Annotated in this window: 19 protein-coding genes; 11 read left to right on the top strand and 8 right to left on the bottom strand. The window is 47.4% G+C overall.

Annotated features, from left to right (window positions below; all coding sequences use genetic code 11):
• The first annotated feature begins 92 nt into the window (after nt 1-92).
• From VOA_RS12585 to VOA_RS12570, 4 genes are all read left to right on the top strand, one after another.
• Nucleotides 93-605 carry a glycine cleavage system protein R gene (locus VOA_RS12585; RefSeq protein ID WP_001059534.1) on the top strand — a complete coding sequence of 171 codons (513 nt, stop codon included), beginning with the start codon at nt 93-95 and terminating at the stop codon, nt 603-605.
• 255 nt (nt 606-860) lie between these two features.
• Complete coding sequence (locus VOA_RS12580) at nt 861-2471, top strand: methyl-accepting chemotaxis protein (protein ID WP_000915493.1); 1611 nt, start codon at nt 861-863, stop codon at nt 2469-2471.
• A gap of 93 nt (nt 2472-2564) precedes the next feature.
• The gene (locus tag VOA_RS12575; protein ID WP_032468208.1) at nt 2565-2915 is read left to right on the top strand and encodes a DUF2750 domain-containing protein; all 351 of its coding nucleotides are present in this window, start codon (nt 2565-2567) and stop codon (nt 2913-2915) included.
• 175 nt (nt 2916-3090) lie between these two features.
• Nucleotides 3091-3666 (top strand): nucleoside triphosphate pyrophosphohydrolase family protein, encoded by a 576-nt coding sequence (locus VOA_RS12570; protein WP_001177590.1) that lies wholly within the window; start codon nt 3091-3093, stop codon nt 3664-3666.
• Between the two features lie 114 nt (nt 3667-3780).
• Here VOA_RS12570 and btuD read toward each other — a convergent pair whose 3' ends face one another.
• The 8 genes from btuD to msrB form a co-directional block, all read right to left on the bottom strand.
• Nucleotides 3781-4536, bottom strand: coding sequence for a vitamin B12 ABC transporter ATP-binding protein BtuD (btuD, locus tag VOA_RS12565; RefSeq protein WP_000621852.1), 756 nt, complete (start codon nt 4534-4536; stop codon nt 3781-3783).
• Nucleotides 4523-5518: a vitamin B12 ABC transporter permease BtuC gene (gene btuC, locus VOA_RS12560; RefSeq protein ID WP_000345519.1), complete on the bottom strand. Its 996-nt coding sequence runs from the start codon at nt 5516-5518 to the stop codon at nt 4523-4525. The genes btuD and btuC overlap by 14 nt, the downstream gene beginning before the upstream one ends.
• Before the next feature lie 80 nt (nt 5519-5598).
• On the bottom strand, nt 5599-6627 hold the full coding sequence (locus VOA_RS12555) for a succinylglutamate desuccinylase (RefSeq protein ID WP_000167423.1): 1029 nt from the start codon (nt 6625-6627) through the stop codon (nt 5599-5601).
• A gap of 203 nt (nt 6628-6830) precedes the next feature.
• Nucleotides 6831-7427: a histidine phosphatase family protein gene (locus tag VOA_RS12550; RefSeq protein WP_000619443.1), complete on the bottom strand. Its 597-nt coding sequence runs from the start codon at nt 7425-7427 to the stop codon at nt 6831-6833.
• 4 nt (nt 7428-7431) lie between these two features.
• Nucleotides 7432-7974: a bifunctional adenosylcobinamide kinase/adenosylcobinamide-phosphate guanylyltransferase gene (cobU, locus tag VOA_RS12545; protein WP_000110715.1), complete on the bottom strand. Its 543-nt coding sequence runs from the start codon at nt 7972-7974 to the stop codon at nt 7432-7434.
• 8 nt (nt 7975-7982) lie between these two features.
• Nucleotides 7983-8768 (bottom strand): adenosylcobinamide-GDP ribazoletransferase, encoded by a 786-nt coding sequence (locus VOA_RS12540; protein ID WP_001247408.1) that lies wholly within the window; start codon nt 8766-8768, stop codon nt 7983-7985.
• Entirely contained in the window at nt 8768-9793 is a 1026-nt protein-coding gene (gene cobT, locus VOA_RS12535; RefSeq protein WP_000887094.1) for a nicotinate-nucleotide--dimethylbenzimidazole phosphoribosyltransferase, read from the bottom strand. Before cobT ends, VOA_RS12540 begins: the two co-directional genes overlap by 1 nt.
• Before the next feature lie 432 nt (nt 9794-10225).
• Nucleotides 10226-10675, bottom strand: a complete 450-nt coding sequence (gene msrB, locus VOA_RS12530; RefSeq protein WP_000935888.1) for a peptide-methionine (R)-S-oxide reductase MsrB — start codon at nt 10673-10675, stop codon at nt 10226-10228.
• Between the two features lie 315 nt (nt 10676-10990).
• Between msrB and VOA_RS12525 the strand changes: the two genes are divergently transcribed.
• The 7 genes from VOA_RS12525 (at nt 10991) to purT (ending at nt 18426) form a co-directional block, all read left to right on the top strand.
• Entirely contained in the window at nt 10991-12364 is a 1374-nt protein-coding gene (locus VOA_RS12525; RefSeq protein ID WP_000117943.1) for an L-cystine transporter, read from the top strand.
• 147 nt (nt 12365-12511) lie between these two features.
• Complete coding sequence (gene sbcB, locus VOA_RS12520) at nt 12512-13936, top strand: exodeoxyribonuclease I (RefSeq protein ID WP_001183766.1); 1425 nt, start codon at nt 12512-12514, stop codon at nt 13934-13936.
• Between the two features lie 28 nt (nt 13937-13964).
• Nucleotides 13965-14339, top strand: coding sequence for a CidA/LrgA family protein (locus VOA_RS12515; RefSeq protein ID WP_009355822.1), 375 nt, complete (start codon nt 13965-13967; stop codon nt 14337-14339).
• Nucleotides 14330-15004 (top strand): LrgB family protein, encoded by a 675-nt coding sequence (locus VOA_RS12510; protein ID WP_000266246.1) that lies wholly within the window; start codon nt 14330-14332, stop codon nt 15002-15004. The genes VOA_RS12515 and VOA_RS12510 overlap by 10 nt, the downstream gene beginning before the upstream one ends.
• A 170-nt stretch (nt 15005-15174) precedes the next feature.
• Entirely contained in the window at nt 15175-16062 is an 888-nt protein-coding gene (cdd, locus tag VOA_RS12505) for a cytidine deaminase (RefSeq protein ID WP_001246052.1), read from the top strand.
• A 159-nt stretch (nt 16063-16221) separates the two neighbouring features.
• The gene (locus tag VOA_RS12500) at nt 16222-17097 is read left to right on the top strand and encodes an AEC family transporter (protein ID WP_000462881.1); all 876 of its coding nucleotides are present in this window, start codon (nt 16222-16224) and stop codon (nt 17095-17097) included.
• Nucleotides 17098-17250: 153 nt separating this feature from the next.
• Complete coding sequence (gene purT / locus VOA_RS12495) at nt 17251-18426, top strand: phosphoribosylglycinamide formyltransferase 2 (protein ID WP_000468092.1); 1176 nt, start codon at nt 17251-17253, stop codon at nt 18424-18426.
• Nucleotides 18427-18454 lie beyond the last annotated feature (28 nt).

Genomic DNA, 18454 nt, shown 5'->3' on the forward strand with positions numbered 1-18454 from the left:
CTGTTCAAAAATTGACTTTCGTCAATTCTTAACCTAGCTAAGCTCCTACACTCAAAGAGCGAGCTACGCGAATCTCTTGTCAGGAGGCCAACATGAACAACATTTTCATTGTAAACTTTGTCGGGAAAGCAACACCTGCCACCATCAAACGGTTGGCAGCCGTCACCCATGACAATGGTGGCAAATGGCTGATCAGCAAAGTGAACTTCATCGAAGATAGAGTTGCCGCCGTGATCAAAATTGAGTTACCACAGGAGAATGCAGCGGCAGTGAAAGAGGCATTCGAATCTTATCCTGGACTCTTAGTTGAAGTTGAGGATGCCGATCACCACATCCATGCCGATGACACAGTGTATCAAATTCGCCTTGATGCAAATGACCGAGCCGGTATCGTCAACGAAATTACCCATCTTCTTGATGGGCAAGGGATCAGCATTTTGGATATGGATTGCCAACGCGTATTTATCGCCGGCGGCGGCGGTATTAGCTCAAGTTTATTTACGGCAAACGTCGCAATGCGTCTACCTATCGATACTGAAATTGACGACGTGGTGAAAGAGCTTGAATCTTTGAGCACAGATACCCGTGTAACACTTGAAGCTTAGTTGAGTCCCACTTTTACCTTCTCTACCGAAACCATTTACCATGACATGGGAGGCTCGCCTCCCCCCTGGATCTTGAAATAATTACATTGATTATCACCAAATAGTTGAACTGGTTAACATATTAAGCGTGCACAAGTGGCAAATCAGCCGATGTCATCCATGCTTTTAGGTGATCTTATCTGCAACTACCTACAAAACAATAACGCAGTTAAATAAGACATAGATCATCACAATGCTCAGTTAGGTGGTAACGTCATGTTGAAGCTAGAGAATATTAAGGTCAGTTATAAACTGGCCGCTATTGTTATCGTTGGTATTATTGGTTTTATGGGCTTACTACTCATTTCCGCTAATGCCTTAAAAGAAAATTTGGTTGCCGAACGTGAAGCGCGCTTAAAGGCTGTTTTAGAGAGCACCCTTTCTCAAGTTGCTTATCTCAACCAAACCCTACCGAAAGAACAAGCGCAAGAGCAAGCCAAGGCACTGATCAACGCGCTACGTTTTGATGGCAACAATTACATGTTTGTGATTGACGAGTCACGCTACACGATTGTGCACCCAATCCGCCAAGATTTAATCGGAAAACAAATGGGCAGCCCCGGAAAAGACACCGAAGGGCAATTTTGGTACACCATGGTCGACCTAGCGCGCAATGGCCAACAAGGCTCACTGATCTATCCTTGGCAAAATCAGCAAGGCAAGCCCGCGGATAAACTTTCTTATGTGAACGGTTTTACGCCTTGGGGGTGGATTTTTGGCTCGGGTATGTTGCTCGATGACATACAAACTGCTGTCTATCAGCAATTCCTCAAAATGGGTTTGGCAACCTTAGTCGTCACCTTATTTATGATAGGCCTCGGCGTGATCATCAGTCGTGCCATTATCCAGCCGCTCGACACAATTAAAGATGCGATGAAACAAGTCGCCAAAGGTGACCTCACAGCCAAAATCCGAGTTAAGGGGCGTGATGAACTCGGCATTGTGGCGCAGCGTATTAACGACAGCATTGCCTCTGTGCGCGATGCTTTAGTCGAATCGGTTCAGTCTGCCTCATCTGTTGCCGAAGCGGCTGTACGCATTGCATCCTCAGCAGAAGAAACGAGCCAGGCTGTCGTCTCTCAACGTGATCAATTAAACCAACTCGCAACAGCCATGAACCAGATGACGGCCACTGTGGCCGATGTTGCTGGGCATGCGGAAGATACGGCACGCGATACGCGCGACGCCAGTAAGGAGGCAAATCTGGGTGACAAAGACGTCCATTCCAGTGTTGATAGTATTCGCGCCCTATCCACTGAGCTCGGGATTGCAACAGATCAAGTGAACAAACTGAAAGAAGGAGTGATGCAAATCAGTGAGGTCACGTCTGTCATCAGTGGCATTTCAGAGCAAACTAATCTCCTCGCACTAAATGCGGCCATTGAAGCGGCACGAGCAGGGGAACAAGGCCGAGGATTTGCGGTGGTTGCCGATGAAGTGCGCAATTTAGCTAGCCGAACCCATCACTCTACAGACGAAATCCAAACCATGATCAACCGCTTACAACAACTTGCGGTGAGCACGGCAAGTGCGATGCAAAAGAGTCAGGACCTAGCCGCAAACAGTGTGTCTACAGCCGAAAATGCTGGTAACGATTTATCTCTGATTGTGAATCACATCCAACATGTCAGTGATAAAGCAACACAAATTGCAACAGCAGCGGAAGAGCAAAGTGCCGTTGCTGAAGAAATGAATCGCAACGTGAGCGGAATTAATGATGCTGCGTTAGAAATGTCGCAAGCTGCGACTTATTTGGCAGAAGAGAGCGAAAAACTAGCAGACTTATCTCGTCAACTTGATCAGAAACTAACGACTTTTAAACTGTGATCTAACTCTTTTTATAGACAGCGCGGAGATCATCATGGGCATTCCCCAATGAAAGTGCTACCCTTACGCCATTATCTACTGCGAGAGAACAAAATGAGCAAATTAACGGCAGATATCGACGCGAATCTAGCGCTGTTTATTCAAGAAACCCAAGAAACCCAGCTAGTATGGGGTTTACGTAACGAAGAAGGTTGGCTCTCTTGTGAATCGACTGAATTTGAAGAAAGTGAAGTCATGCCTTTCTGGTCATCAAAAGAAGATGCGCAAATTCATAATGTCGAAGAGTGGGCAGACTTTGAAGTGGTTGAAATCCCATTTGATGTATTTGCTGAAGATTGGTTGATTACCCTAGATGAAGATGGTGTTCTCGTTGGACCAAACTGGAACGCAAGTCTAGAAGGTAAAGAATTAGAGCCATCACAACTGGCCAAACTCTACCTGTAACCTATTCCCTATGTAGGTTTATAGGTATTTCGGTTCTCCCTACCGATAAGGCGCGTTTTCGCGCCTTTTGTTTTTCCGTATTAATTTTGCCGCCCCAACCTATGCTCAGCAATAGCCCCATTTAGCAAGCTTTGTTACACTTGCCCTCCTGTTAAACACCACCCGGAACGCAAGCATGCAATTAACCAAGCTGACGCAAGAGATCTTCAACCACTTATATCGCGATATCAGTGAGTTTCGTCAAACCTTTGATCTGCCGGTCGCCGCGCCACAAACTTTAAACGAGCAGGCTGATACCTTACATACCTCTTTGGCGATAGAAGAGCTGACAGAGCTTGCACAAGCCGATAATAAAACTGAACAAGCAGATGCCATTGTGGATACCGTGTACGTTCTTATGGGACGGCTGGTGCATTTGGGACAAGCTAAAATGGCAGACAATCTCGCCATCAGCTATCTGATTGATCTTCTTTTGCATGTTGCCAATAACTTAAACATCGAATTCCTACCTTGCTGGGATGAAGTGCATAGCTCCAACATGAGCAAAGTGTGCCGTAACGAGCAAGAGTATTTAGATACTGAGAAATTCTATGCGGAACAAGGTATTAAACTGATGGCGGTTCACCAAGGTGAGTACATCATTGCAAAATGTGCCGAAGATTTTATCTCTGAGTCAAAAACCATTCGTCAGGGTAAAGTGCTCAAATCCGTTTACTATCGTCCGGCTAACTTGGCGGCGCTGACTCAATAGCAAATCTCACAATAATTTGGCGTTTTCATTTTTAAGCCCAATCAATGAGCAGTAAAAAGCCACCTTAATCTAAGGTGGCTTTTCATATCAGGTTGACGATCATTCAAGGGGAACTCAGTCAAACAGAAGATGGTAATGACCTTCAAGTTCGATACGGCGAATTGACGCTCCAAACACCGCTTGTAGTGCTTCTTGAGTAAGCACCTCTTCAGCACAGCCTGCGCGATACAACACCCCATTTTTGAGCATCAGAACCTTATCTGCGTGTCGCAAAGTCCGATTGAGGTCATGGTTAGCCATAATGATAGTCAGTCCTTGTCCGCCCATTCGCTCAATCAGGCGGTACAGCAAACTTTCTTGAGCAATGTCGAGCGGTGCTGCGGGTTCATCCCAAATCAGCAAACGGGCAGATGGATTTAACGCCGGAGAGACTTGTAAGCAACTGCCAGCCAAACGTACGCGTTGCCATTCGCCACCGGAAAGTTGATGGATCGAACGATGCAGCTTGTCATCAATATTCAGCAGACGACTGATCTCATCAATTTCACTGGCCACTTCTGGGCTATCAATCGCCATACCGGCAGGGATGGAAAGCGCTAAGTATTGGAAAACCTGCAATTGAAAACTGGGTTTATCATTTTGGGCAAGATAGGCACGATGCAGGGCTAATTCAGAAAGACTAGCCTCCCCCACTTCCAACTCATCAATCTGGATTGAACCTGAAAATGACGTCAACCCCGCCAATGCCGCCAGAAAGGTACTCTTGCCACTGCCATTGGGGCCAATCACATGCCAAACCTCGCCAGCGTTGGCACTGAGTGAGAGAGGTAGCAGACGCGAATCCACCTGTAAACTATTAACACGAATCATGGTTTCTCACCAACATCCAGATAAATATTGGCGCCCCCAGAGTGGTCGTGACCACACCAAGGGGTAGCTCACCACTGCCCAGCGCCATACGCGCAATCAGATCCGCGCTCACCAATAACAGAGCGCCGCACAGGGCAGACATAGGTAACAGGAGTCGATTTTCAGAGCCTAGCGTTAAACGCAGTAAATGAGGGACCACCAATCCCACGAAACCAATCACGCCCCCCATTGCCACAGAGGCACCGACCAATAACGCAATAGCTAGGATCAAACGCCAGCGGACACGATGAATATCAACACCGAGTTGCTTCGCATGACCTTCCCCTAGCATCAGCTTATCCAACAAACCACCTTGTAATGCTAACCAAACTACTACCGGAATTGAGACCAAGGAGAGTGTATGCTGATACCAACTAACGCCTGCAACACTGCCCATCAGCCAATACATCAACTGACGTAAACCTAAATCATCACTGAAATAGAATGCCCAAGTGACCACTGCGCCTGACAATATACCTAGTGCAACACCGACCAACAGCAACCTCGCCGTAGTTAAGCGTAATTTGCGTGCCATCGTCACCAAAAGCAGGGTAAACAGCAATGCTCCTAGCACGGCGACAACCATAAATGCTTCGGGAGAATTTAAACTTGGGAAGAACAGCAGCAAGATGACCATAGCAACACTCGCACCACCGGAAACGCCCACCACACCGGGCTCAGCAAGCACGTTGCCGAGCAACACTTGTAAAGTTGCGCCTGCAATCGCCAAAGAAGCACCAATTACCGCCGCCGCAAGCAGCCTTGGCAGGCGTAGCTCCCACACCAATTGCTGTTCAAGTGAAGACCACGTGGAAAATGGCGACAACCATAACTCTCCCACGAGCAGATAAACCGCACATAAGCTGAAAAATAACCCAAGCAGCAGATAGCCGCTGCGCCGCCAACGTTGTTGTTTATGCTGAAGTAATCGATGAAAATCCATCTTATTATTCATAAAAAAAAGAATGGCCTAACCTTACCGTTAAGCCATTCAAATAGAAAGCGGTTCATGTGAATGCACAATCAGTCGTACACCAATTGGTCATCTTCATAGCGGGTAATCACTTTACACACCATTAATGCAGCCCGTTGTCCTATTGCCACATTTCTATTCGGAAATACGATCGCTTCCCCTTCATTTTTCGCCATCAATGGCTTTTCACCATCATGGCCAAACACCTCGCCGTGCATAAAGGCGGTGAAGTTTTCCACATCATCACTGAAGCGAAAATCAAAATCATCGTGAAGTCGCACTATGGTTCGACTCACTCGATACATCACAGCCTTTCTTGGTAGATGTTCAGGTTTATGACGAGAGATCAGATCACGCATCGCCAAATCCAAGGCTAAGAGGCGATCTAATTTGTTTTCACCTAAACGAGCAACTTGGCCAAGCTCTAAGGTTAAAGCTTGAGCAGCAAAATGCTCTGCTGAGTACCAACTAAACGTACTGGATGGGGCATTTGAAAGCATGACCGCTTCGATATGAGCTTGTTCAACAAACTGGATCAACTCTCGGCTTCTCACTGCATGGCGTGATTTTGGGCTCACCGCAAAGGAATAATGTTTAGACGCACGAATTGCGCAGTGTAAGTCCAAGTGCCAACGAGAATACTCTTCTGTATTGGCAAAAAATTGTGTAAGCAGCAATTTCAGATTATCCGCAATCGCAGACTCGATACTGTGCACGTGGGGTTTATCATCAAATAAGCGGTTGAGGTTCTGCTCAATGAAGCGCGTATGCTGCCCTGTAGCTTGAGGGTGAGCCAGAATGAACAAACAGCGCTCTGCTACCGGTTGAAATCCGCTGACAATATCGTCAATCCACTTATCCATGAGCTCCATAGGTGCCGTTTCATCACCGTGGATGCCGCAAGAAATCACTACATTTTTGGTGGTTGCATCATACTGTGCAGGGATGACTTCTAACACGCCACGCTGGTGTAGCGTCAGGGTTACACCTTGAGCTGTAGACAGCGATTGGGTGACCATGGAATGAGCAAGATCTAAGCTATCGAACAGAAAAGATTGGCGGAAGAGAGACTTCGTCATGCGCTACTCCTTTATTGCACAGCGGTATGTTAAGAAATTGTACGAACAATTTATGCCGAAACGATCGCACTTATGACCTCTCACCCTAACCGAGCCAAGAGAGTCGAACATGATTCACACCAAACCAGATGGCGACGATACCGACGCAGATTCTAGCACTAATTCAATGAGATACACTATATTCAATTCTGGGATCCACAGCCTCAAAGCGCATTTCCGATGCTGCTCACGCTCACGAAAGGTGACTCACCAGGATAAAGGTTCAGTTGAGTCAGCGACTGATGAGGTATGGTTAAACGGCTATACCAATTCGGATTGCGCCAATCCACCCCCAACACTTCGGCCAAAATCAAGCGGATGGTTCCTGCATGGCAGAGTATGAGTGTATCGCTCTCCAACTGAGGCAACCATGCTTGCCAAGATTGGCAAACTCGTTGATACGCATCGGCTAAGGGTTCGGCTTGCGGTAAGGTATGTTTTGCAGGATCTTGCCAAAAGGCCTCTAGCAGTGGCCATTCACTTTCTAGCTCAGTAAAAGATTGTCCATCAAACTGACCAAAATCCAGTTCTCGCAGATTAACATCATAGTTAAGCGTGATCTCCGGACGTACCTTCTGAATCAACTGCGCCAGATCCGCACAACGACGTAAAGGAGAGCTAATTACTCGCGAGAAAGGTAAGTTCATCAGTTGATCAGCGATCGCTTGCTGAATTTCGCTATCAACCGCAACATCAGTCACACCATTGAGCGCGGCAGGCCCTTTCGTTTTTCCGTGGCGCAGTAACCAAATTCGGATCATAACGTTAGCTCTCGCCTTTTAAACACTGTGGTAACCCTGCAACCACTAAAGTCACCGAATCCGCTAAGGCAGCGATTTTCTGGTTCATCCAACCTGCATGATCAACAAAGACACGAGTCAGTTCCCCCATAGGAACTACTCCCATCCCAACTTCATTACTCACTAAAATCACCTGGGCTTGGGTCTGTGCTAACGCGGCCAGCAGTTGCTCTATATACTCATCAATCAACGAGGAAGAAAGCGATTGTTCATGTTCAAAAAGCAGGTTGTTCAACCACAAGGTCAGGCAATCCACCAACACCACATCGTTTTTTTGGAAGCGAGCTAAATAGTCTGCGAGTACCAGCGGCACTTCGTGCTCAATCCACTCGGCATTCCGCCTTGCTTGATGATGCGCAATTCGCGCACGCATCTCCTCATCAAAGGCAGTGGCAGTTGCAACATAATGCAAGGTTGCCGATTGCTTTTGTGCAGCCTGTTTAGCAAGACATTCCGCATGACTCGATTTACCACTGCGTGCGCCACCTAAAATCAAATGTACGCTCACCTTGTCTCCTAAATCATCAGTTCATGTTGTAGAAAAGCTAACAGGATCATATAGATAATCAATTCCATTAACTGTTGTGCAGCTCCCAAACAATCGCCCGTGAAACCGCCTATGCGTTTGATCAACCACGTACGGAAGGTATGCCTAAAAATCACGCTTGCCGCGATCATCACTGCCATGAATTGCCATGAAAACACCAGTAAGGTTGCCAAAGCCGTGAGCGCTAAAATCGCAACATCAGTGCCCGACTGTTGCTGCGCAAGAGGTTTGCTTTTACTGCTGTCGGTGTCGGAAACATAGGGGGTATTGCGAATCAAAGAAGCAGCCACCGCACGGCTTAACGTATACGCAAGCAACCATATCGGCACCAGTGAGGTTAGATCAGCAAGTTCAGTCAGCAGCAAGTATTTACCAAATAAAGCCATCAGCAGAGCACAGGCTCCATAAGTCCCAATGCGGCTGTCTTTCATAATCGCTAAACGGCGCTCTGCGGTCATTCCTCCACCGATGCCATCGGCCATATCCGCTAACCCATCTTCGTGGAATGCTCCCGTCAGTAATAGGCTAAGTACCATCGTCAGAAACACACTGATGTTGGTAGAAAAAAGTTGGGTAGCTAAGGAGTACACGAGCGCACAAATTGCCCCGAGGAGTAAACCGACTAACGCAAAATAGCGGCCGGCCTGATTCATGCGCTCGCTGCTATAAGGTAGATTCACAGGCACCGGTATGCGTGAAAAGAAGCTGACCGCCAATAGAAAAAGTTCAAGTTGATAACGAAGAATCGGCCTCATTATACGGTCACCCCAGCATCTGCAAAGCTCGCCATGTGATTATAAAACTCAACGGCGGCACGCACGATCCCAAGAGCCAATACAGCCCCTGTTCCTTCACCTAAACGTAGACCTAAATCCAGTAATGGTTCTGCACCAAGCAATTCCAATACAGCTCGGTGCCCTACTTCTTGTGAACGATGAGCAAACAGTAAGTAATCACGCACATTCGGCTCGATCAACGTTGCCACATAAGCCGCGACAGAAACAATAAAACCATCGACCAATACGGGAGTTTTCTTTTCATACGCCCCAAGGAATGCGCCAACCATCTGTACGATTTCAAAGCCACCGACCTGCATTAACACTTCTTGCGGCTCAGCACCTAAGCAGCGTTCAACACCTTGTGTGACTAAGGTTATTTTACGTTGGAACTGTTCATCACTGATGCCTGTACCGCGACCTACGCACACATCGATGGGTAACCCTGAAAGTGCCGCTAAAATTGCCGCTGCACTGCTGGTATTCCCTATCCCCATTTCACCAAACATCAGTAGATTACATCCCGCATCAACTTCGCGATGAATCAGTGCTTTGCCTAACGTAATGCCAGCTTGAACCTGTTCTGGGCCCATCGCAGCTTGCTGCGCAAAATTGTTTGTTCCCGCACCCAATCTTTGCTCAATCAAATCCGGATGCGCAGGTTGCGCGCGCAAAATACCGCAATCGACAACGCGCATGGCGGCATACTCAGTACGGCAAAAACAGTTAATAGCGGCACCACCGGCAAGAAAATTGCGCACCATTTGTTCGGTGACTTCGCTTGGCGCGATACTCACACCTTGTGCGGCAATGCCATGATCGCCAGCAAACACCAGCACAGTAGGTTGATGAATTTCAATCTGTTTAACGGCATTTGATTTGGATTGACTTTGGATCAGAGCGAGTTGATGAGCAACACGCTCAAGTTGGCCGAGTGCAGCGAGTGGTTTGGTTTTTTGATCAATTCGTTGTTGGATTTCGGCGCTAAAAGTGCGATCTAACATGCAGTCATCCTTACTTCTTATTAGGCATGGGGCGGAGTCGGCACAGTCTACTCGCTCTACACAACAAAGCAAAAACCTTCGCACATTTTGCCTAGCGTGCCGCAAAGCAAAATTACTGATAATTTCCCTCATATAAACGATTGATACAGAATGTTCTATACTCTTGGTATGAACAGCGCTTCCATCTTTGATGCTTAAGTTTGGTTTTCCTTTCTCAGTGGGTCTACCTAACCAGAGAAATAACAAGGAGTTGTACCATGATTGCTAACCAAAGATCACCAAAACAAAAACCCAACAAACCAGCCACTAAAAAAGGCAAACGAGTGCCACTAGCACTGACTTAATGCCAGCACTCTGGCGATATTGTTCAACAAGAAATCAAGTGCGTGAGAAACATCAGATCTGGTTATGGCCAGACCTGATGTAGGTCGCTTAATGTGCGTTGAGCTTTTCGACAGCGACAGAATTAATACAATAGCGCAAACCACTCGGGAGCGGGCCATCAGGAAACACATGCCCTAGATGTGAAGCACACGTGTTGCAACAAACTTCCACTCTGGCACGCGCTAACTGGTGATCCAAATGGTAAGAGATGGCATTTATTTTCACTGGCTGTGAAAACGAAGGCCATCCTGTGCCGGAATCAAACTTGGTTGCGGAATCAAACAGTAAGGTTTGACACCCTGCACACTGATATAACCCTGGTTCAAATAGTTCACACATCGCATTGGAAAAAGCTCTTTCGGTACCATGCTGACGCATCACGTAATACTGCTGTTCATTGAGTATTTCGCGCCATTCAGCTTCGCTGCGGATCACTTCACAATCCGGTGTTGGATTACCTTGATTTGCAAAGTCCAGCACTTGTTGCCAATTCAACATATTTACCTCCTCTTTTTGTACTATTGAGCAGACCGTGAATTTCCCCGTTCTATTTCATGATGTTCATTAGATCGACAACTCGCAAAAACACCATCTACTGCACAAAGTTCCCACAAATCGCACAGCGATCAATCAACCCTCTGTTTTTGATAACCATTAGTTATAAAACATGTTTTTTTCACAGTTTATTTTCGTGATATCGATCGCTATATTCCCAGAAAATCATTCTCATTTGATGCTCTAACCCGTTACTTCTAGCACTTGTTCAGTGCCATTTCGGTTAGATTTCACTCCCCCCCTTTTAAGGATCTCATTATGTCAGTGGTTACCATCGCAGCACTTGTGATTTTCTCAGGCTTATTGCTGTATCTCTTCGGACTACAGAAAAAAGCATCCACCCTTTCTCGTCAGGTTTTATTTGGTTTAGTTCTTGGTAGTGCATTTGGTTTGGCGCTGCAAGTCGTTCTGGGCGAAGGCCATCCAGCAATTAAAGAAACACTTTCTTGGATTGGTATTGTAGGCAACGGTTATGTCGGTTTGCTGAAAATGGTGATCATGCCACTGGTACTGGTTTCCATGATTTCAGCGGTCGTACGACTGGATAAAAACGGCTCATTAGGCAAAATTTCTGGCCTGACCATAGGTATTTTGCTGGTAACAACCGCGATTTCAGCGCTGATCGGCATCCTGATCACTCAAGCGTTTGGTTTGACGGCGGAAGGTTTAGTAGAAGGCGCACGTGAAACCGCACGCATTGCAGTATTGGAAAGCCGAGCTTCAAGCGTCGCTGATCTCACCATCCCACAGCTTTTAGTAAGCTTTATTCCAACTAACCCATTTGCTGATTTAACGGGTGCACGTTCGACTTCCATCATCGCAGTAGTGATTTTCGGTGTGCTTACTGGTATTGCAGCACGCAAAGTGATGGCCGATAAGCAAGAATTAGAAACGCCAATCCGTACTTTTGTTGAAGCCGCACAAGCGATTGTGATGCGCCTTGTCAAAATGATCATGGCGCTGACGCCTTACGGCATTGCAGCCCTAATGGCAAAAGTGGTCGCGACTTCAAGCGCTTCAGACATTCTGAGCTTATTGGGCTTTATTGTTGCATCTTACGTTGCGATTGCACTGATGTTTGTGGTTCACGGTCTGCTCGTAGCTATGGTGGGTGTGAACCCAACCACTTACTTTAAAAACATCTGGCCAGTGCTGACCTTTGCTTTTACTTCACGTAGCTCAGCCGCCACGATTCCGCTTAATGTAGAAGCGCAAATCACCAAACTGAATGTGCCACCAGCGATTGCGAACCTATCTGCGTCATTCGGTGCCACGATTGGGCAAAACGGCTGTGCGGGTATTTACCCTGCGATGTTGGCTGTGATGGTTGCCCCAACAGTGGGCATTAATCCTCTGGATATCCACTTTATCGTGTCCTTGATTGCGATGATCACCATCAGTTCATTTGGGATCGCGGGCGTGGGCGGCGGTGCAACCTTCGCAGCGCTGATTGTGCTGCCAGCCATGGGTTTGCCTGTAACCATCGCCGCACTACTGATTTCTATCGAGCCACTAATTGATATGGCGCGTACTGCACTCAACGTATCGGGTTCGATGACAGCTGGCACAGTCACAAGCCGTTTGCTCAAACAGACAAGCGAAGAATCTGAGCAACAAACTCAGCAAGCATAATCTTGCGTTCTTTTCAAAGCCGATGCCAAGCATCGGCTTTTTTGTTGAAAGGCTGAACAAATAACGGATTACCGAAAGAGCAGCAATTGCTATGTCAGGGGCAGGATGGTCTAATGACGGCAACTTTCAGCGATTTGGTAAGGCCACATGCAGCAAGAATACCAGCCCACATTCTTCTTTTTCGACTACGAGACTTGGGGAGTGAATCCCGCGAAGGATCGCCCTAGTCAGTTTGCGGGTGTTCGTACCGATATGGATTTCAACATCATTGGTGAGCCGCTGGTGATTTACTGCCAATTACCAAATGATTATCTACCCGCTCCTGAAGCGGCGTTGATCACCGGAATTACTCCACAGAAAGCGAATAGTTTAGGCTTACCAGAGCCAGAATTTATCGCCCGTATTCACGCTGAACTCTCCACGCCAAACACCACCAGCTTAGGCTACAACAGCATTCGTTTTGATGATGAAGTGACACGCTACACCTGTTATCGCAACTTTATCGACCCGTATGCCTGGAGCTGGCAACACGGCAATTCACGTTGGGATCTACTGGATGTGATCCGAGCTTGCTATGCTCTGCGCCCTGAAGGCATCGAATGGCCAGAGAATGATGAAGGCTTTACTAGCTTTAAGTTAGAACACCTTTCTGTTGCCAACGGCATTGAGCACAGCAACGCGCACGATGCGATGGCTGACGTGATTGCCACGATTGAATTGGCGAAAAAGATCAAAGCCGCGCAGCCTAAGTTGTTCGACTATTTCTTCAACATGCGCCACAAACGCAAGCTGACTGAGCTGATTGATATCGTTAACCAAACCCCGCTGATGCATGTTTCCGGTATGCTTGGACGTGAGCGTCACTACACCAGTTGGATTGTGCCGATTGCTTGGCATCCGACCAATCAAAATGCGGTGATTATGGTGGATTTGGGTAAAGACCCTCAGCCGCTGTTGGATTTGGATGCAGATGCGTTGCAAGCACGCCTCTATACGCGTTATGAAGACTTAGCGCCCGATGAACTGCCCGTTCCGGTGAAATTAGTGCATCTCAACAAATGCCCTATTCTTGCTCCAGCCAAGACTCTGACAGCAGAGAATGCTGAAAAGATTGGTATTGATCGCGAACAGTGTCTTGCCCATTTGAATGTGATTCGTCAGCACCCAGAAATTCGTGAAAAACTGGTGACGGTATTCAGTCAAGAGCGCGAGTTTGCCAAGGAAAACAATGTGGATAGCCAATTGTATGAAGGGTTCTTCTCGCCTGCCGATCGTGCGGCGATGGAGATCATTCGTACCACATCACCGGATAATCTTGGCAGCCTTGAGATTAAAGTGGCAGATAAACGTATCGAACCACTGTTGTTCCGTTACCGCGCTCGCCATTACCCACATACCTTAACCGATGCCGAGCAGCGCCGCTGGGCAGCGCATTGTCGTGACTATTTTGAACGTAACCTTGAAAGCTATATGCTCAATTTGGAAAACTTAGTTCATGAACATCAGACTGACGAAAAGAAAATGGCGATTTTAAAATCCGTCTACCATTACGTTGAAAAGCTCGCTCACTAACGTTTATTTTTACTTGCTGACTTCATTAATGATCAAAAAAATAGCTCAATACTGCGTCTCGATGGGACTGATTTTTCTCTGTCTCTTGGCAGGCATCAACTTACAAACTTGGTTAGGCATTGCCATTCCCGGCAGCATCATAGGGTTACTGATCCTATTTGGCTTGATGGCCAGCGGTTTAGTACCTGTCGAATGGGTCAAACCTAGCGCCACCCTTTTTATCCGCTACATGATTTTACTGTTCGTCCCGATCAGTGTCGGCTTGATGGTGCACTTCGATACGCTACTGGCTAACATCGCACCGATCCTTGCCAGCGCTATCGGTGGCACCTTAATTGTTATGGTGACACTGGGACTGATACTGGATCGCATGCTGAAGAAGGGGAAAAAATCATGTGGTTGATCATCACTCTGCTGGTGTTTTTCGCGGCGCGTTGGCTCGCACAAAAATGCAAAACACCGTTAGCCAACCCATTGTTAATCAGTATTGGGATACTGATCCCGTTGCTGACCTATCTGAAAGTGCCTTTTGAAACCTACTATGCCGATAATCAGTGGCTGAGTTACTTGCTGCAACCTGCCGTGGTTGCTCTGGCTTACCCGCTCTATGAACAATTACCGCAAATTCGTGCCAACTGGCGTCTTATCGCTTTAGCGTGTGGCGTGGGCAGTGTGATGTCGATGATCACAGCCAGCTTGATTGCAGTATCCATGGGAGCGGACATCCCCTTAATCGCGGCATTAATGGGGAAATCAGTAACGACACCGATTGCCATGGAAGTCGCCCGTCAATTGGGGGGAGAACCGGCTATCGCTGCGATTTTGGTACTACTCGTTGGCCTCTTTGGGGCAATCCTTGCTTACCCCATCTACAAACTGCTCAACATTACCCACCCGATTGCTCGTGGCTTGACGATGGGAACCGTTTCTCACGCTCTCGGTACAGCAACATGCGCCGAGAAAGATCCGCGTGATGCCGCCTTTAGCTCTTTAGCTTTAGTGATATGCGGCGTTATTACTTCGGTTTTTGCACCAAGCTTATTCGCGTTGGCTCTCTGGCTGAACTAAACCACTCTTAGAGTGATATCACATATCATCGGGCTGCAATCGATATCATGTGTGACATCACTCTAACAATGAAACACTGATAATTATTGCAGCCTTTAGTGTGACTTAAATCACTAAATAAAATCTCATATTCCCTAAAATAGGATCCCATGCTACGAAAAGGAATCACTATGAGAAACCGTGTTGAACAAGCATTACAACAGATGCCCGCCTCTTTTGCCCCTTACTTACGCGAATTGGTGCTGGCCAACAATTTCGATGCTACTTTCTCTGCCGAGCAGTACCAGCAATTATTGACCCTTTCCGGACTTGAAGATGCCGACCTGCGCGTTGCGCTTTTACCGATTGCCGCCGCTTACTCTTTTGCGCCTATTTCCGAATTTTATGTAGGCGCCATCGTACGTGGCATCTCAGGTCGCCTCTATCTTGGTGCAAATATGGAATTCACTGGTGCACAATTAGGTCAAACCGTTCACGCAGAGCAATGCGCCATCAGCCATGCTTGGATGAAAGGTGAACAAGGCGTTGCCGACATTACCATCAACTTCAGTCCTTGTGGCCATTGTCGCCAGTTTATGAATGAGCTGACCACCGCCTCTTCGCTGAGAATCCAGCTTCCAAAACGTGCAGCAAAAAGCTTACAAGAGTATCTACCCGAATCGTTTGGCCCTGCCGATCTCGGTATTGATTCAGGCCTGATGAGCCCAGTCAATCATGGTAAAACCACTAACGATGATGAAGAGTTGATCCAACAAGCCCTGCGTGCGATGAACATCAGCCATTCACCTTATACCCAAAACTTCAGTGGGGTTGCACTGAAAATGCGCAGTGGTGCAGTTTACCTTGGCGCGTATGCCGAAAATGCTGCATTTAACCCAAGCTTGCCACCGCTACAAGTGGCCTTAGCACAAGCCATGATGATGGGTGAATCGTTTGAGGAAATCGAAGCCGCTGCACTAGTAGAAAGTACAACCGGTAAAATCAGCCATCTTGCCGATACACAAGCGACACTGGAAGTGATTAATCCGGATATCCCGCTCTCCTATCTTTCACTGTAAATCGAAAAGAAGAGGCCGCTGGCCTCTTCACTTTTTTGTACCAACACTTTTGCTAAACCGCTTGCGAAAGCTGTCGTGCGCACATTTTTCCATCACCTACCATGACGTTCTGAATAAAGCCTGATAATTTGCGCTTTTTACACGCATCTCTAGCGAGCTATGTTCGAACAAATCGTTGCGATACTTTTTCCGGTCATCAGCTTGGTGCTGATTGGTTATCTGATTGGCCTCTGGCTCAAACCCGATTTTCGCCCGATCAATCGCATCAATATGGAGGCCTTTGTGCCTGCGTTGGTGTTTTCTTCACTGGTCAACATGCCGCTGGATACACAGCAGACACCCCTGCTAATCTCAGCTCTCATTGCCGTATTGTTGCCTGGCGTATTGATGCTAGGAGTGTGTCGTTTGGGCGGATGGTCATTTAAAACATGGGCTCCGCTACACATGTTTCGCAACAGCGGTAATTTAGCGATTCCCCTGTTTACTTATGCTTTTGGCGAAACAGCACTCCCCTCTGCCGTGTTGCTGTTTGTGGTCTCTATGTGTCTGCACATTAGCTTAGGCGTTGCCATGTTAAGCAAAGGCAGCGTGTTGAAAACAGTGCTCAGCGCTCCTGTTTTTTTAGCATCCTCACTGGCTTTACTACTCAATCTAAGTGGAGTCTCTGTCTGGTCACCCTTATACAACGCCACCGCTTTACTCGGGCAAGCCGCCGTTCCGGTGATGCTGCTTTCACTCGGGTCGCAAATGATCAATCTGCGTTTAGAGGGCCTGAAAGTGGGCATCATTTCTACGGTGCAATCTTTACTTACTGGCGCTTGTGCGTTTGTGGTGATTTATCTTTTCATTCCCCTACCCCCTCTACAACTGCAAATGATGGTGCTGTTTACCATGCTGCCACCCGCGGTGATGAACTACCTCTTTGCCGAACGCTACCACATAGAACCGGCTCAGGTTGCCGCTATGGTGCTATTTGGGAATTTCTTCAGCTTATTGAGCCTACCCATTTTGCTCTTTATCGCCCTTTCTCTATGATGGACATTCTCCACAAAACTGTCATCAACTTGACCAAACATGAGCTAATCTGACTGGTTACAGCGGGAAGCAAACGTTTTCTTTTCTGCTTTGTTCCAGTATCATGGCCGCTGTTTTTTGCTAATGTTGACTGAATAACTATAAGGATTGTCTATGTTTGGGACAGCAACTCGGGATAACGCAACACGAGTACTTTTGCTTGGTTCTGGTGAGCTCGGTAAAGAAGTAGCGATTGAATGCCAACGTCTTGGCCTCGAAGTGATCGCCTGTGATCGTTACGCCGATGCGCCTGCCATGCAGGTTGCCCATCGCAGCCATGTATTTGATATGCTTGATACCGATGCATTGCAGCAAGTCATTGATTTAGAAAAACCTCATTTTGTCGTACCCGAAATTGAAGCGATTGCCACGAGCAAATTGGTCGAGTTAGAAGCGCAAGGCTTGAATGTGGTTCCGACCGCCAATGCGACTCGCCTGACGATGAACCGTGAAGGCATTCGTCGACTCGCGGCGGAAGAGTTGGGTCTACCGACTTCCCATTATCAATTCGCGGATAGCTACGAAAGCTTTGCCGCAGCAGTAGAAACCATTGGTCTACCTTGTGTTTGTAAACCAGTCATGAGCTCATCAGGCAAAGGACAAAGTGTTATTCGCACCCCAGAACAAATTGAAGCCGCGTGGCAGTACGCTCAGCAAGGCGGGCGCAGTGGCGCAGGCCGTGTGATTGTTGAAGGCTTTGTCGACTTTGATTACGAGATCACGCTGCTGACAGTACGTGCCGTAGATGGTGTTCATTTCTGTGCACCTATCGGTCATCGTCAAGAAGATGGAGACTACCGTGAATCATGGCAACCACAAGTGATGTCGGAAAATGCCATCAAAGCCGCTGAATACGTAGCAGAACAAGTCGTCAATGCTCTCGGTGGTTACGGCTTGTTTGGCGTTGAACTGTTTGTGAAAGGCGATAAAGTCATCTTCAACGAAGTCTCTCCTCGCCCACACGATACCGGAATGGTCACGCTGATTTCCCAAGAACTGTCTGAGTTCGCTCTGCATGTGCGCGCGTTTACTGGTCTGCCTATTGGCCAAATTGTGCAATATGGGCCATCAGCCTCAGCCGCGATTCTTGGCCAAGGCCAGTCTCAAAACATTCAATTTAGTGGATTGGACGACGCATTAAGCATTCCTCACACGCAAGTGCGTTTATTTGGAAAACCAGACATTGCAGGTCGCCGCCGTTTGGGTGTAGCGCTAAGCCGTGGCAAAACCACACAGGAAGCCACTGATCGTGCGATTGAATGTGCGAAAGCAGTGAAGATCCATTACTAATTCGGCACCCTATCGTTATCAGCACCAT

Source organism: Vibrio sp. RC586 (assembly GCF_000176715.1).
Lineage (GTDB): Bacteria > Pseudomonadota > Gammaproteobacteria > Enterobacterales > Vibrionaceae > Vibrio.